Genomic DNA, 14579 nt, shown 5'->3' on the forward strand with positions numbered 1-14579 from the left:
GAGGAGTAGTTTGGTAAGCAAGCAGAAGAAGGAAAGCGAGAGGGAGAGAGGTACCGTGTGGTCGAGGATGAGGATAAGAGACAGGACCACGAGCGACACCTTCGCGCCGAGCGAGGCGCGCAGCAACTCGCGGCACGACGGCAGCCAGCGTTCGAGCGACAGCGTCTCGGTGCGCAGCGGCTGCTTGCGCGCGACGCCGAGCAGCTGCCGCGTCAGCGACTGGCCGCTTTTCAACGCCCGCTCCATCGCCGACATTTCGCGCTCCAGGCCGCCGACGCCGCGTCGTCGCATGATCTGCACGTTGGCCGACAGGATCATCAGCAGGTTGTTGAAGTCGTGCGCGACGCTGCCGACCAGCGTGCCGAGCGCTTCCATCTTGCGCGACTGGCGGTACGCGGATTCGACCGAGCGGCGCATCGACGCCTCGGCCTGCCAGCGCCGCCACGCCTCCTCCTCCGCGCCGAGGCGGCGCAGCGACAGCCAGATCACGCACCACAGCGCGATCGACGGCGTGAACATCGACAGGATCAGCACGCTCAGGTGCCGGTACCAGCCGGCCCAGACCGCCGACGTGCGATAGCTGCACAGCACGTAGACCGGATACGAGCCGACGTGGCGGAACGCGACGATCACGTTGCCGTTGGCGAAGCTCGAGCGCATCCGCACGACGCCGGAGCGCTGCCCCTGCCTGACCGCTTCGGCGAACGGCGAATCGGCCGCGAGCGCGCTCGGCTCGCGCGGGCCGCGCGGGAAATGCGCGAGCACCGCGCCGTCGGTGCGCACGAGGCTCATGATGATCGGCGTGTCGTCGCCGCTACCGAGCAGCTCGCGATAGAACGCATCGAAATAGCTGGGCCGCAGCGCAATCGACACGATGCCCGCGAACGAGCCATTGGGCGCCTGGCGCTCGACGCCCATGTTGAACACCTGCTCGCCGCTCACGGTCCCGGTCATCACTTTCGACACGTGTTCGAGCACGTTGCCGCTGCGGATGCCGACGAAATCGTCGCGCTGGCCGATCGAGATCGCCGGCGACGGATAGAGCCGGCTACTGACGAGCAGCGCGCCCTCCTGACCGAAGATCGACACCGAGGCCACCTGCGGATAGCCGCCGCCCATCGAGCGCAGCTTGTCGTGAATCGTGTGTTCGCTTCCGCGGATGCCGTCGTCGTCGAGGCCCGCGGTCAGATCGACGATGCGCGAGTTCAGCGTCTCGTTCATGTCGAACACCTTCAACGCGTGTTCTTCGGCGACGCGCACCGTGCGCAGCGTCAGATCGGTCGCGTCGGCCTCGCGCGAGCGCAGATCGGCGAATGCCATCGCCGCGACGTAGACGAACGGCAGGACGATCGCGGCGACCAGCAGCGCGATCAAGGTGACGCGGCGCACCTGGAAATTCTGTTCCGGCACGGCGGGAAACGACGCGTCGTCCTGCTCACGGGCAGGATGACCCGAAAGGCGGCCCGCACGCGCGGAGTCGACCCGGTCTGATGTCATTGTGGTTGATGCAAAAAGTCGTTCGAAACTGGCAGCCCCGTATCGTCGGGCCGGTACCGGCACCATGCCGCCTTCAGAACAAGCATAGACGCAGCGCGGGAGAATTTGGCGCAAAGCGTGGAGAGCGAGCGTTCGACGCGCCAGCCGTTCATTAAAAGCGGCGTTAAATCAGCGACGAATCGGGAAGCGCAAACGTACACAAAAGTATGAACATAGAAAAATATCCCCCGGTACGATAGATTCATTTCTCAAATGGGCCAAGCGTGGAAACGAATCGTTACCGTCGGCGATTCTCGCGAGTTGCCTTTACGCGGCTTTGCTTCGACAATCCTCGCTACGATAAAAGGGCCGTTGTCACGTCTGTGGACCGGATCGTCAAGGTCCGTCAAACGCGTCCTGCTGCATTTGTCTTCCTCTCGCCAACGGCAACTGCAATGCGACAGGCGCCACTGTAGCTGGTCGCGCGTCGGTCGGCATCACGCGAAGGCGTGCCGCCGTCCGCTGTCGGCAACAACGAAAAACGCACGATAACCCGGCGCGCAAAACGCGCAAACGAACGAGCCGATTCTCTTATCCGACCTATCGAAACCGCCCGAGCCGCCGCTGCCATGCTGCCCATTGTGATCGCCGACGATTCGCTGCTCGCCCGCAAGTTGCTCACGAAGGCACTGCCGGCGGACTGGCACGTCGACGTGTCCTACGCGACTAACGGGCGCGAGGCGCTCGAACTGTATCGCGCGGGCAAGGCATCGGTGATGTTCCTCGATCTGACGATGCCGGACATGACCGGCTACCAGGTCCTCGAGGCGTTGCAGCAGGAAGACCTCAATACTTTCGTGATCGTCGTGTCCGCCGACGTGCAGCCGCTGGCCCAGGCGCGCGTGCGCGAGCTGGGCGCGATCGCGTTCATCGCCAAGCCGGTGACGCCGGAGGCGGTCCTGCCCATCCTCAAGGAGTACGGCTTGTATGTCTGAGCCCGCCTTCACCGAAGACCAGCGCGACGCGCTCCAGGAAATCGCCAACCTCGCGATGGGCCGGGCCGCGACGCGGCTCGCCCGACTGCTCGATTCGTTTATCGAGCTGTCGGTGCCGCGCGTGCGAATGGTCGCGGTGAGCGAGGCGGCGCGCACGCTGCGCGAGATGACCCGCATCGACGACACCGTCAGCGCGGTGCGGCAGGGCTTTCGCTCGGACATCAAGGGCGAGGTGCTGGTGATCTGCCGCAGCGACAGCATCGCGCAGCTGTGCTCGCTCGTGAGCGACCCGTACGCGCGCTCGAGCTACGAGTCGGTCGGCGAGCAGGAGCTGATGCTCGACGTCGCGAATCTGCTGTCGGGCGCGTGCGTGTCGTCGATCCTCGACCAGCTTGGCCGGACGCCGGTGTTTTCCGCGCCGGGTCTGCTCGGCGACACGCTGACGCTCGACGAAGTGTTCCAGCCCGGCGTGCTGCAATGGCAGGTGGCGCTGCTCGTCGAAGTGAATTTCGCGCTCGAACACCAGAGTTTTCGCGCGCATCTGGTGATGCTGATGGCCGAAGACTCGATCCGCCATATGAATGAAGCGCTCGACGCGCTGCTGTCCAGTCTATGAATGTCTCCGTGGAATCCTTGAGCGACCTCGTGGTGGAGCGGGTCGGCTTCGGCATCTTCGTGCTCGACCGCGATCTGAACGTGCTGATGTGGAATCGCTTCATGCAGGACCATAGCGGCCTGTCGGCGGAGCAGGTGGTCGGGCGCTCGATCTTCCTGAACTTTCCGGAGCTGCCGCACGTGTGGCTCTCGCGCAAGATCGAGAGCGTGTTCCAGCTCGGCAGTTTCGCGTTCAGCTCGTGGGAGCAGCGCCCCTATCTGTTCAAATTCGACCACGACCGGCCGATCACCGGTGGGGTCGACTTCATGCAGCAGGACTGCACGTTCATGCCGCTGATGCGCGGGCGTGAAGTGGTGGCCGTGTGCGTGACGATCTCGGACGTCACGCACGTGAGCATCGTGCAGCGCGAACGCGAGGAGGCGGTCGCGAAGCTGCAGGAGTTCGCGAATCGCGACGGCCTGACCGGCATCGCCAACCGGCGCTTTTTCGAAGGGCGGCTGCGCGACGAGTTCACGCGCTGGCAGCGCTACGGCGGTGACATGTCGATGCTGCTGTTCGATCTCGATCACTTCAAGAAGATCAACGACCAGTTCGGCCACGGCGTCGGCGATACGGTGTTGCGCGTGATGGCGCAGCGCGTCGCGGGCGTGGTGCGCGCGCAGGACACGTTCGGGCGCTTCGGCGGCGAAGAGTTCGCGCTGCTGCTGCCGTGCACGCCGCTCGACGACGCGATGCTGGTGGCGGAGAAGATCCGTCTCGTGATCGAGCAAACGCCGGTCGAGCTGATCGGTACCACGGTGCCGGTCACGGTGAGTCTCGGCGGCGCGGCCGCGCGCGAAGGCGTGCCCGCCTACGACGTGCTGATCAACGAGGCCGACGCGGCGCTCTATAGCGCAAAGCGTCAGGGCCGCAACCGTGCGGTCGCGTTCCGGCTCGCGGGAGCCTGATGCCTTAGCGAGGGCGGCGCGGTTCAAACCCGCCGCCCGGCACCCGGCGCGGTGCGAGCCTTCCTTTCCGTCCCTCATTAGTCCTCGAAACTGCGGTCACCGGCAAAGATTGCTATACTTTTCGCCGTTTCCGGCCGCCCAGCCGGATGTTTCGCGCGTGTCCGCGCGCGCGGGCCCACAGCCCTGCGGGTCGGCATAAAAACTTCTTTGATCGCCTTTCAGCGGGCGCCTCCAGCGGAGATCGTCTTGGCTGTTTCCAATCTTGTCGTGGACGATACTGAAATCGACGCCGCTGCCGCCACGTCCGGCAGCTCGTTCTATCTCGCGATGCGCATCCTGCCGGCGGCGCAACGCGATGCGATGTATCAGGTCTACGCCTTCTGCCGTGCCGTCGACGACATCGCCGACAGCGACCTGCCGCGCGCCGAACGTGCGGCCGGGCTCGAGCAATGGCGTGCCGACATCGACGCGTGCTACGCCGGCCAGCCGCGCGCTTCGCTGCGCGCGCTGACGCGACACATTCACACGTTTCATCTGCAACGCGAGGACTTCCACGCGATGATCGACGGCATGGCGATGGACGCGGCCGCCGACATCTGCGCGCCCGACGACGCCAGGCTCGACCTCTATTGCGACCGCGTTGCGAGCGCGGCCGGCCGTCTGTCGGTGAGGATATTCGGGATGCGCGAGGAGCCGGGCCGGCTGCTCGCGCACCATCTCGGCCGCGCGCTGCAACTCACCAACATCCTGCGCGATATCGACGAAGACGCCGCCATCAACCGCTGCTATCTGCCGCTCGAACTGCTCGCGCGCGAAGGCATCGCGGTCACGAACCCGAAGCAGATCGCCGACGATCCGACGCTGCCGCGGGTCTGCGCGACGCTCGCCGAGCGCGCGAAGCAGCACTTCGCCGAGTCCGACGCGATCATGGCTCGCGAGCCGCGCGGCCAGGTGCGCGCGCCGCGCATCATGTCGGGGGTTTATCGCGTGCTGCTCGAGCGCACGCTTGCGCGTGGCTTCGACGTTCCGCGCGAGAAGGTCAGCAAGCCGAAGCTGCGCCTGCTGTGGATCGTCGCGCGTTACGCGTTTTTCTGAGCTGATGCCGAAGCTCGTCCACGTGGTCGGCGCGGGCGTGGCCGGGCTCGCCGCCGCCGTGCAGTTGCAACGGCGCGGCGCGCGGGTCGTGCTACACGAAGCGCAGGATTACGCGGGAGGCCGCTGCCGGTCCTACTACGACGCGCAGCTCGGTGCGACGCTCGACAGCGGCAATCACATCGTGCTGTCGGCCAATACCGCGACGCTGAACTACGTGCGCGCGATCGGTGCCGCCGAGGAACTGGTCGGCCCCACGCAGCCCGAGTATCCGTTCGTCGATCTGGCCACGCGTTCGCGCTGGACCGTGCGTCTGTCGCCGGGCCGCTTGCCGTGGTGGATTTTCGATGGAGAAGCGCGCGTGCCGAACACGGGCCCGATCGACTACCTGTCGCTCGTGCCGCTGCTGTTCGCGAAACCGGGCCGCAGCGTCGCACAGACGATGCGCTGCGACGGACCGCTGTGGGACCGGCTGCTACGGCCGCTGCTGCATGCGCTGCTGAATCTGGAGCCGCGCGAGGCGTCGGCCGAACTGACCGGCGCACTCGTGCGCGAAACGCTACTCGCGGGCGGGCTCGCGTGCCGGCCGCTCGTCGCGCGCAATGGTCTTGGCAGCGCGTTCGTCGATCCGGCGCTGCGGCTCCTGCAACATGGCGGCGCGACGATCCGGCTCGGCGCGCCGCTGCGCGACATCACGTTTGCGGCCGAGCCGGCGAGGGTGCAAGCACTGCATTTCGCCGACGAGAGCATGACACTCGGCGCGAACGAGGCGGTGATTCTCGCGCTGCCGCCCGATGCCGCGGCCGCATTCGTGCCGGGTCTGCGCGCACCGACACGCTTTGCGGCCGCACTGAGCGTGCATTTCGCGGTCGAGCCGCCGTTCGGCTTGCCGCAGGTCACGGCGCTGCTGAACGGGACGGCCGAGTGGCTGTTCGCGTTCGACGAGCGCCTGTCGGTGACGGTGAACGGCGCCGAGCGGCTGCTCGACACGCCGCACGACGAACTCGCGGCGACCGTCTGGGCCGAGGTCGCGCGGGCGGCGAATTTGCCGCTCACGCCGCTGCCCCGGTGGCAGGTGGTGACGGAACCGCGCGCGACGTTTGCCGCGCTGCCCGCGCAGGAGACACTGCGACCGGGCACGCGCACTCGCTGGAACAATTTGCTGCTCGCGGGCGACTGGACGGCCACCGGCCTGCCCGCGATGCTCGAAGGCGCGATCCGCTCCGGCCAGAAGGCCGCGGATACGCTGCTGAATCAACCGATGGAACGCAGATGAACGACTTATCCCAAACCCAGCCCGTCGACGCGGTGCTGCCCGAAACCGCCGATGCGGCGCTGAACCCGGCCGAAGCTGCGGTGCTTGCCGACGCTCCCGCCGTGCCGGAGGCATTGGCCGCCGCAACGCCGGCATCGCCGCAAGGCGCCGACGCGAGCGCGCTCGACGCCTCGATCACGCGTGCGACCGACGCGATCCTCGCCGCGCAACAGCCCGACGGCCATTGGGTCTACGAACTCGAAGCCGACGCCACGATTCCGGCCGAATACGTGCTGCTGGTTCACTATCTCGGCGAAACGCCGAACCTCGAACTCGAACAGAAGATTGCGCGTTATCTGCGCCGCATCCAGTTGCCGAGCGGCGGCTGGCCGCTCTTTACCGACGGCGCGTTCGACGTCAGCGCGAGCGTGAAGGCGTACTTCGCGCTGAAGATGATCGGCGACCCGGTCGACGCGGAGCACATGGTGCGCGCGCGCGACGCGATCCTCGCGCACGGCGGCGCGGAACACGTGAACGTGTTCACGCGCATCCTGCTGGCGCTGTTCGGCGTGGTGTCGTGGCGCGCGGTGCCGATGATGCCGGTCGAGATCATGCTGCTGCCGATGTGGTTCCCGTTCCATCTGTCGAAGGTGTCGTACTGGGCGCGTACGGTAATCGTGCCGCTGCTCGTGCTCAACGCGAAGCGGCCGCTCGCGCGCAATCCCCGCAAGGTGCGCATCGACGAACTGTTCTGCGGCGCACCAGTGAACACCGGCATGAACCAGCGCGCACCGCATCAGCATGCGGGCTGGTTCGGCTTTTTCCGTTGTGTCGATACGGTGCTGCGGGCGGTCGACGGTCTGTTGCCGAAAGCGACGCGCGAGCGCGCGATCCGCGCGGCGGTCGCGTTCGTCGACGAACGGCTGAACGGCGAGGACGGCCTCGGCGCGATTTTCCCGGCGATGGCCAACTCGGTGATGATGTACGACGTGCTCGGTTATCCGGCCGATCATCCGCATCGCGCGATCGCTCGCCAGTCGCTCGACAAGCTGCTCATCGTCAAGGACGACGAAGCCTATTGCCAGCCGTGTCTGTCGCCGGTGTGGGATACCTCGCTCGTCGCGCACGCGTTGCTCGAAACCGGCGAGGCGCGCGCGGAGCAGGCGGCCGAGTGCGGGCTCGCCTGGCTGCGCCCGCTGCAGATTCTCGACGTGCGCGGCGACTGGATTTCGCGCCGCCCGAACGTGCGGCCCGGCGGCTGGGCGTTCCAGTACAACAACGCGCACTACCCGGACGTCGACGATACCGCGGTGGTCGTGATGGCGATGCATCGCTCGGCCGCGCTCACGCAATCCGATGTCGATCGTGAAGCGATTGCCCGCGCGCGCGAATGGGTGGTCGGCATGCAGAGCAGCGACGGCGGCTGGGGCGCGTTCGAGCCGGAAAACACGCAGTACTACCTGAACAACATCCCGTTCTCCGATCACGGCGCGCTGCTCGATCCGCCGACCGCGGACGTGTCGGGCCGGTGTCTGTCGATGTTCGCGCAGATCGGCGAGTTGCCGCACGGCAGCGAGCCGGCGCGGCGCGCCATGGCGTATATGCAGCAGGAGCAGGAGTCCGACGGCAGCTGGTACGGCCGCTGGGGCATGAACTATATCTACGGCACGTGGACCGCGCTGTGCTCGCTAAACGCGGCCGGCATGCCGCACGACGACCCGAGCATGCGCCGCGCGGTGCAATGGCTCGTATCGATCCAGAACGAGGACGGCGGCTGGGGCGAGGGCGGCGAGAGCTACAAGCTCGACTATCGCGGCTACGAGCGCGCGTCGAGCACCGCGTCGCAGACCGCGTGGGCGCTGCTCGGGCTGATGGCGGCGGGCGAGGTCGATCACGAGGCGGTGGCGCGCGGCATCGACTATCTGCAGCGTGAGCAGCGCGAGCATGGCTTGTGGGACGAAACGCGCTTTACCGCGACGGGCTTCCCGCGCGTGTTTTATCTGCGCTACCACGGCTATCGCAAGTTCTTCCCGCTGTGGGCGCTGGCGCGCTTCCGTCATCTGAAGCGCAATGGGCTCACGCGCGTCACGGTCGGGATGTGACCGATGGCTGTGTCGATGACGCCGTCCGTCGGGACGGGAGCTAGCAGCTTGCCGGTGATCGTCGTGACGGGCATGGCGTTCGAAGCGCGCATCGCGCGCGGCGACGGCAGCGAACCCGTCGAGGTCGTGTACGCGGCGCGTGCCGATCTGCTCGAACGCGCGCTGAGTGCGGCGGTCGCTCGCGGCGCGGCGGGGATCGTCAGTTTCGGCACAGCGGGCGGCCTCGCACCGGATCTGGAGCCGGGCGCGCTGATCGTCGCGGATTCGGTGCATGGACCGTTTGGCCGCATCGACACCGACCGGCAATGGACCGAGCGGATTGCCGCCGCCGTGACGGCCGGCAGCAACGCTGCGGGGCTCGCGGGGCGTCTGCGCCGTGGCGCGATGGCGGCGGTCGCCGCGCCGCTGATCACCGCCGCAGACAAGCGCGCGCTGCACGACTCGACCGGCGCGCTCGCGGTGGACATGGAATCGCACATCGCCGGCGCGACCGCTGCTGCGCACGGTCTGCCGTTCGCCGTGTGTCGCGCGGTCGTCGATCCGGCCTGGCGTACGCTGCCGCCGGCCGCGACGGCGGGGTTGCGCGACGACGGCAGCACTGCGCTCGGGCCGATTCTGCGCGAATTGCTGCGCCAGCCGTCCCAACTCGGCGCGTTGCTACGTCTCGCTGCCGATGCGCGTGCCGCGCGGACCACGCTGGTCGAGGCGCGTGAGGCCTTGGGGAAGGGCGGCGCACTGCGGATGACCACCGTTGCTTGAGACGGCGGCGCGGCGAACCAAAGGCATTGCCTATCAGCGCAATTAATTATGCAATCGTTGAAATACTAGGGAAAACCCCTATATTTGGTACAATATTAGTGTTAACCCTAGGTTCGAGGCGCGCAATGCGCCCGGCCGGGAGCCTCAGACACGGAGTGCCAAATGAATTTCCATACCAGAAAGTGGGTCAAGCCCGAAGACCTGAACCCGAACGGGACGTTGTTCGGCGGCAGCCTGCTGCGTTGGATCGACGAAGAAGCGGCGATTTACGCGATCTCCCAGCTCGACAACCAGCGGGTCGTGACCAAGTTCATGTCCGAGATCAACTTCGTCAGCTCGGCGCGCCAGGGCGACATCATCGAACTGGGCATGACTGCCACGCATTTCGGCCGCACCTCGATCACGCTGCGTTGCGAGGTCCGCAACAAGATCACGCGTAAGAGCATTCTGACGGTCGAGAAAATGGTGTTCGTCAATCTCGACGAAAACGGCGATCCCGCGCCGCATGGGCGCACGCGCATCCGTTACGCGGACGAGCAGTTCGCCCACTATCGCGCGAACTCCAAGCCGGTGCCGCAAAGCGCAGCGGTGGCAGCCGTCGACGAAGAGCGGGTCGCGGCGCGCAGTGAGGTCGAGAGCCTGCATTGAGCAGGTTGCTGCGCGGTGAGCGGCGCTTCAGGGGGAATTGAAGCGAGGTCGCTCGACGTAAATATTTCGTCAAATCCCATGCCAAAAATAGACTCCTTTTTGCGATAGAGGTAAAGAACAAATTCCTCTTAACAAGGAGTTTGATAAACATGGCATGGGATAAAGTCGGTGCGGTGCATTACCTTCAATCGCACGCGGAGCCAAGGAGTCTGAGCCGGTGCGCGGAATATACGCGGCGGGCAACTGGATGGGGCGGTCTCTCGCTCATGCACACAGCTCTATCGCCACGACTGAAATGAAAAAATATTTTGCAGTGGTTTGTTTTGCGCTGGCATTCGTTTCAGGGATTATTCAGCCCGCACAAGCCGCAGAGTCAAGTACCCCCGAGGCCACCGTACGGGCGTTTTACACGTGGTATTTGCAGCGGGAAAGCGGTCCTTACCAGTTGACGGATAATGCGATCTATCGCTTTGTAGCGAAGTCAACGGTAGATAATCTGCGGGATGAATATCGGCATCACCGCCTGCCGGGCGGAAGTGATTATTTCACGCGGGTTCAAGACCTTGACGCGCGAGACTGGCTTAGTCACATGGTTGTTCACCCGACGATCATGCTCGACGGGACGGCGGTCGTGCCCGTGACGTTCGGGACAGCGGAAAAACAGAACCTCGTGGTGTTCGTGCGGTTAGAGCAAGGACTTTGGAGAATCACCAAGGTGGAGGATACGGAAGGGTATCTGGGCTTTCATCAATACGACCCGACAGACTGAAAATCCAGAATCAGCAGCCCGCGCAGTGCGGGCTTTTTTCGTGCACAGTCAATCGCGCGGACGACCCAGCCAGCGGCGCGCTCCGGATGGCATTGCGGGCCGCCGCCGCGGCCACCTGCCGGCAACCGCGGACGCTACTGCGGCGCCGATGCCGGCACAGCAGGCGCGGCCGGCATTGCGCCCGCGCCGCTCTCACCCGGATCGGTGTAATTCGGCAGATCCCCACTGGGCGCGTTTTGCGCGCCGCCGGAAGCTCCGTCGGGCGCCGGCGCGGACTCACCCGGATCGTTGTAATTCGGCAGCGCGCCCGGCGCGCTCTTGCTCGCGCCGCCCGCTCCCGAAGCGCCATTCGGTGCCTCCCCCCCATCGCCCGGATCGGAATAGTTCGGCAGCCCGCCCGCCGGCGCGCCGCCGGCGGGCGCGGCCGGGCTCGTATCCCCGTGATCGTCGTGATCCTCGTAATTCGGCAGCGGCGGATTGGCATTGGTCGTGCCGCGCAGACGCGCGAGGCGCTGCTGCGTATAGGCATCGCGGACGAACGAGTATTTGTCGAGCGCGGCCTGTTGCAACAGGTTGGTCGCGCCGAGCAGATCCGAACGCGTGCTCACGAACTGCAGCACGTACAGCGGATTGCGCGTCGCGGGTTCGATATAGTTCAGCGGATTGAACTTCACATCGACGATGAGCCCCATGCTGTCGCGCACCGTGCTCGGCCCAAACAGCGGCAGCACAAGAAACGGACCCGACGGAATGCCCCAATGCCCGAGCGTCAGGCCGAAGTCCTGATTATGTTTGGGCAGCCCGGCCGGCGTCGCCCAGTCGAGCAGGCCGCCAATACCAAACACCGAGTTGAACGCGAAGCGCATGATGTCTTCGGTCGCATCGGTGAATTTCAATTGCAGCAGGTTGTTCGCGGCGTTGGTCAGGTCGCCCAGGTTCGAGAAGAAATTGCTGACAGCGGTGCGCAGCGGCTGCGGCGTCACTTTCTGGTAGCCCTTCGCGACCGGCTGGGCGATAAAGCGATCGACACCGTCGTTGAAATTGAAGATCACCCGGTTCACCGGCTCGAACGGATCGCCCGGCTTGCGGTCGGGGGCGGTTGCGCAGCCGGAAATAAGACCCGCGGCGGTGAGCGCCAGCGCGGTGTTACGCAGCTTCATGCTTATATTCCTTTTTGCTTCCCGCGACGTTGACGCGGCTTGCCCATCAGCACCGGCTGGAACACCACCGCGCCGATCAGCGTGCAGAACAGCGAAAGCGCGAGCAGCCTCCCCATACTGGACGTGCCCGGATGGTGCGACAGCCACAGGCTACCAAACGCCGTGGCCGTTGTCGCAGCGCTGAACAGCACCGCATGCGTGAGGCTCGATTGCAACAGGCCGGTCTGGCCGTGCCGCCACGCCATCACGAAGTAGATTTTGAACGCAACGCCAACCCCGAGCATCAGCGGCAGCGCGATGATGTTCGCGAAGTTCAGCGGCATGCCGAACACCACGCACAGCTCGAGCGTAACGAGCGCCGAGACCAGCAGCGGCACCAGCGTGCGCAGCACGTCGCTGACTCGACGCAGCGCGACCCACAGCAGCACGGCGATCGACAGCAGCGCGTAGACCGCCGCTTGCAGGAACGCCTTGATGATCGTCTCGGCCGAATGCAGGATCGAGATCGGTCCGCCGATCGCGCCCGGCTCGGCCTTTTTCACCGCGTGGGCGAAGCGGGCGAGCATCTGGTCGTCGTTCGGATCGACGCCGGGCGGCACCTTCGGCGCGATATCGACGAGCGCGCGACCACCCTTGCCGATCCACATCGCGGTGATGCCTGGCGGCAGATTCTGCTGGGTGATTTCAGTCGGCTGCAGCAGGTTCTCCAACTGCTTCAACGCGATGCGCAGCGTATTGGACATCGCGACTTCGGCGCGCTCGCGCGTGGCGGCGTCGGCGGCGGCCAGCTTTTGCAAGGTCGCCGACAGGTGTTGCGCTTCCGCCGCGCCCGGACCTGGATGGTCCTCGGCGGCGAGCGACAGCTGATTCGCCGCGCGCTTCAGTGCGGCGACGCGGACTTCGTCGGTGGCCTGCGGCGCGGGCTGCTGTTGCAGCGCCGGCAGCAGTTGCTGCGCGGCGCTCGCGATCAGCATCATCTTCTGCTGCTGGTCGGTCGGCAGGAAGGTGCTCAGCGTGGTGACGCGGCCCACTTCGGGCAGCTTGCGCAGACGCTCGGCGATCGCGTCGGCGCCGGCAAGCGATGGCGCGAGCGCCTGCACGTTGTTGACCGCGGCTTCGGGCGAATCCTTCAGCGACAACAACGTCGCCATCGATTCCGTATGCGGATCCTTCAGATGCAGCGGATTGAAGTCGAAACGCAGGTGCGTGAGCAGCGGCGTCGCACCGAGCACGACGATCAGCGTGCCGATCAGCACAGGCTTGCGATTGCGGTCGAGGAAGTCGTCGACGGGCGCGAGCTGCTGGAAGCCCGGCGAGGCGGCTTCGCCCGGCGGATTGAAGAGCTTCAGCAGCGCCGGCAGCAGCGTCATGTTCGTGAAATACGCGACGAACATGCCGACACCCGCGATCTGACCCAGCTCCGACACGCCCCGGTACGCGGTCGGCAGGAACGAGAAGAAGCTCAGCGCGACGGCGACGGCCGCGAGCGTGAGCGGCACGCCGATGCTGTGCGCGGTGTGCATCAGCGCGGCCGATAGCCGGTCGTCGCGATTGCGCTCCTCGCGGTACTTGACGCCGAACTGCACGCCGAAATCGACGCCGAGCCCGACGAACAGCACCATGAACGCCACCGAAATCATATTGAGCGCGCCGACCATCATCAGGCCCAGCGCGGCCGTGATCGCGAGGCCGACGAACAGCGTGATGAACACGGCGGCGATCATGCGGCCCGAGCGCAGCGCGAGCCACAGAATGACCAGCACGACGATGAAGGTGCCGATGCCGTTCAGGACCGCGCCGTCCTGCACCGAGGCGAACTCCTCGTCCGCGAGCGGCTGCTCGCCGGTCAGTCGGACCGTCGCGCCGTAGCGCGATTCGAGATGCAGCGAGACCGCGGTCTCGCGAATCGCCCTCGATGCGCTCGCGCCCGGCTCCAGCGCGTCGTAGTTGACGACCGGCTGGACCACGACGAACGAGCGCGCCGGCTCGGTGGCGGCGCCCTTGTCGACCAGCGCGCGCCACGAGAACGCGGCGGGCTGGCCGGCCAGCACGCGATCGAGCGTGTTCGCACTTTGCGCAAGCAGCCGGCTCATGTCGGGGAGCTTGACCTGGCCGAGTTGCAGCGGCAGCAGCAGGGTCGTGGTCAGCGTGCCAGCGAGGCCGGTCAGGCTTGGGTCATGCGCAAGGGTGTTGACGAGCGGGCGCGACTGCACGAGTTGCGAGGTGGTGGACATCACCTCGTCGGTGGGCAGGAACAGCAGGCCGTTGTGTTCGAAGAACGGGCCGCCGGAAGGCTGCGAGACCGACGTGAACTCCTTTGGATCGGCCCTGAGCGCGGCGGTCAGCGCGTTGGCGGCGGCATCGGCGAATTCGGGCGCGCGTGCCTCGACCACCACCAGAACGGTGTCGCCACGGTCGGGGAAAGCGGCATCGAGCGCGTTCTGGACTGCCGACCACTGCTTGTCGGTCTCGATGAGGCGGCTGATGTCCGTGTTGATCTTGAAGTTATGCGCGACATAGATGGCGCTCAGAACAGCGAGCACGATCGACAGCGCGATGATCCTGAGCGGATGACGCACCGAGTACGCGACGATACGGACGATATATGGCTTCAGCATGTAGGCGTACGTGGCCTTATCACGGGTGTTGTTTTTGACGAAGGTGCATAAGTATACAGAGCCCGGGCAAGCAAGCCCGACTTCGGTAGCAAGTACGACTCCCGACCGGTCTGCCGAAATGGGAACGTAATCCCCGCTATAC

At 65.8% G+C, this 14579-nt stretch carries 11 protein-coding genes and 1 pseudogene; 9 read left to right on the top strand and 3 right to left on the bottom strand.

Going from position 1 to position 14579, the window contains the following annotated elements; all coding sequences use genetic code 11:
• Positions 1 to 1497: pseudogene (locus CI15_RS20775) on the bottom strand (hybrid sensor histidine kinase/response regulator); the annotation flags it as partial.
• A gap of 608 nt (positions 1498 to 2105) precedes the next feature.
• Between CI15_RS20775 and CI15_RS20780 the strand changes: the two are divergent.
• The 9 genes from CI15_RS20780 (at position 2106) to CI15_RS20820 (ending at position 10659) form a co-directional block, all read left to right on the top strand.
• On the top strand, positions 2106 to 2471 hold the full coding sequence (locus CI15_RS20780; protein WP_062130437.1) for a response regulator: 366 nt from the start codon (positions 2106 to 2108) through the stop codon (positions 2469 to 2471).
• Complete coding sequence (locus tag CI15_RS20785) at positions 2464 to 3087, top strand: chemotaxis protein CheC (protein ID WP_062130439.1); 624 nt, start codon at positions 2464 to 2466, stop codon at positions 3085 to 3087. The genes CI15_RS20780 and CI15_RS20785 overlap by 8 nt, the downstream gene beginning before the upstream one ends.
• Entirely contained in the window at positions 3084 to 4034 is a 951-nt protein-coding gene (locus tag CI15_RS20790; protein WP_062130441.1) for a sensor domain-containing diguanylate cyclase, read from the top strand. The genes CI15_RS20785 and CI15_RS20790 overlap by 4 nt, the downstream gene beginning before the upstream one ends.
• 246 nt (positions 4035 to 4280) lie before the next feature.
• Complete coding sequence (hpnD, locus tag CI15_RS20795) at positions 4281 to 5129, top strand: presqualene diphosphate synthase HpnD (RefSeq protein WP_062130443.1); 849 nt, start codon at positions 4281 to 4283, stop codon at positions 5127 to 5129.
• Positions 5130 to 5133: 4 nt separating this feature from the next.
• Positions 5134 to 6402: a hydroxysqualene dehydroxylase HpnE gene (gene hpnE / locus CI15_RS20800; RefSeq protein WP_062130445.1), complete on the top strand. Its 1269-nt coding sequence runs from the start codon at positions 5134 to 5136 to the stop codon at positions 6400 to 6402.
• A complete protein-coding gene (shc, locus tag CI15_RS20805) occupies positions 6399 to 8483 on the top strand; it encodes a squalene--hopene cyclase (RefSeq protein ID WP_062130447.1) in 2085 nt (694 codons plus the stop codon). The genes hpnE and shc overlap by 4 nt, the downstream gene beginning before the upstream one ends.
• A 3-nt stretch (positions 8484 to 8486) precedes the next feature.
• Entirely contained in the window at positions 8487 to 9242 is a 756-nt protein-coding gene (locus tag CI15_RS20810) for a phosphorylase (protein WP_062130449.1), read from the top strand.
• 162 nt (positions 9243 to 9404) lie between these two features.
• Entirely contained in the window at positions 9405 to 9890 is a 486-nt protein-coding gene (locus CI15_RS20815; protein ID WP_062130451.1) for an acyl-CoA thioesterase, read from the top strand.
• A gap of 217 nt (positions 9891 to 10107) precedes the next feature.
• Complete coding sequence (locus CI15_RS20820; protein ID WP_241495885.1) at positions 10108 to 10659, top strand: DUF3828 domain-containing protein; 552 nt, start codon at positions 10108 to 10110, stop codon at positions 10657 to 10659.
• Positions 10660 to 10793: 134 nt separating this feature from the next.
• On the opposite strand, the gene CI15_RS20825 is transcribed toward CI15_RS20820, so the two are convergent.
• Together CI15_RS20825 and hpnN are read right to left on the bottom strand one after the other, a co-directional pair.
• Positions 10794 to 11819, bottom strand: a complete 1026-nt coding sequence (locus CI15_RS20825) for an MlaA family lipoprotein (RefSeq protein WP_062130453.1) — start codon at positions 11817 to 11819, stop codon at positions 10794 to 10796.
• Positions 11820 to 11821: 2 nt separating this feature from the next.
• Positions 11822 to 14437 carry a hopanoid transporter HpnN gene (gene hpnN, locus CI15_RS20830; RefSeq protein WP_062130455.1) on the bottom strand — a complete coding sequence of 872 codons (2616 nt, stop codon included), beginning with the start codon at positions 14435 to 14437 and terminating at the stop codon, positions 11822 to 11824.
• Positions 14438 to 14579 lie beyond the last annotated feature (142 nt).

This window comes from Paraburkholderia monticola (assembly GCF_001580545.1).
GTDB lineage: Bacteria > Pseudomonadota > Gammaproteobacteria > Burkholderiales > Burkholderiaceae > Paraburkholderia > Paraburkholderia monticola.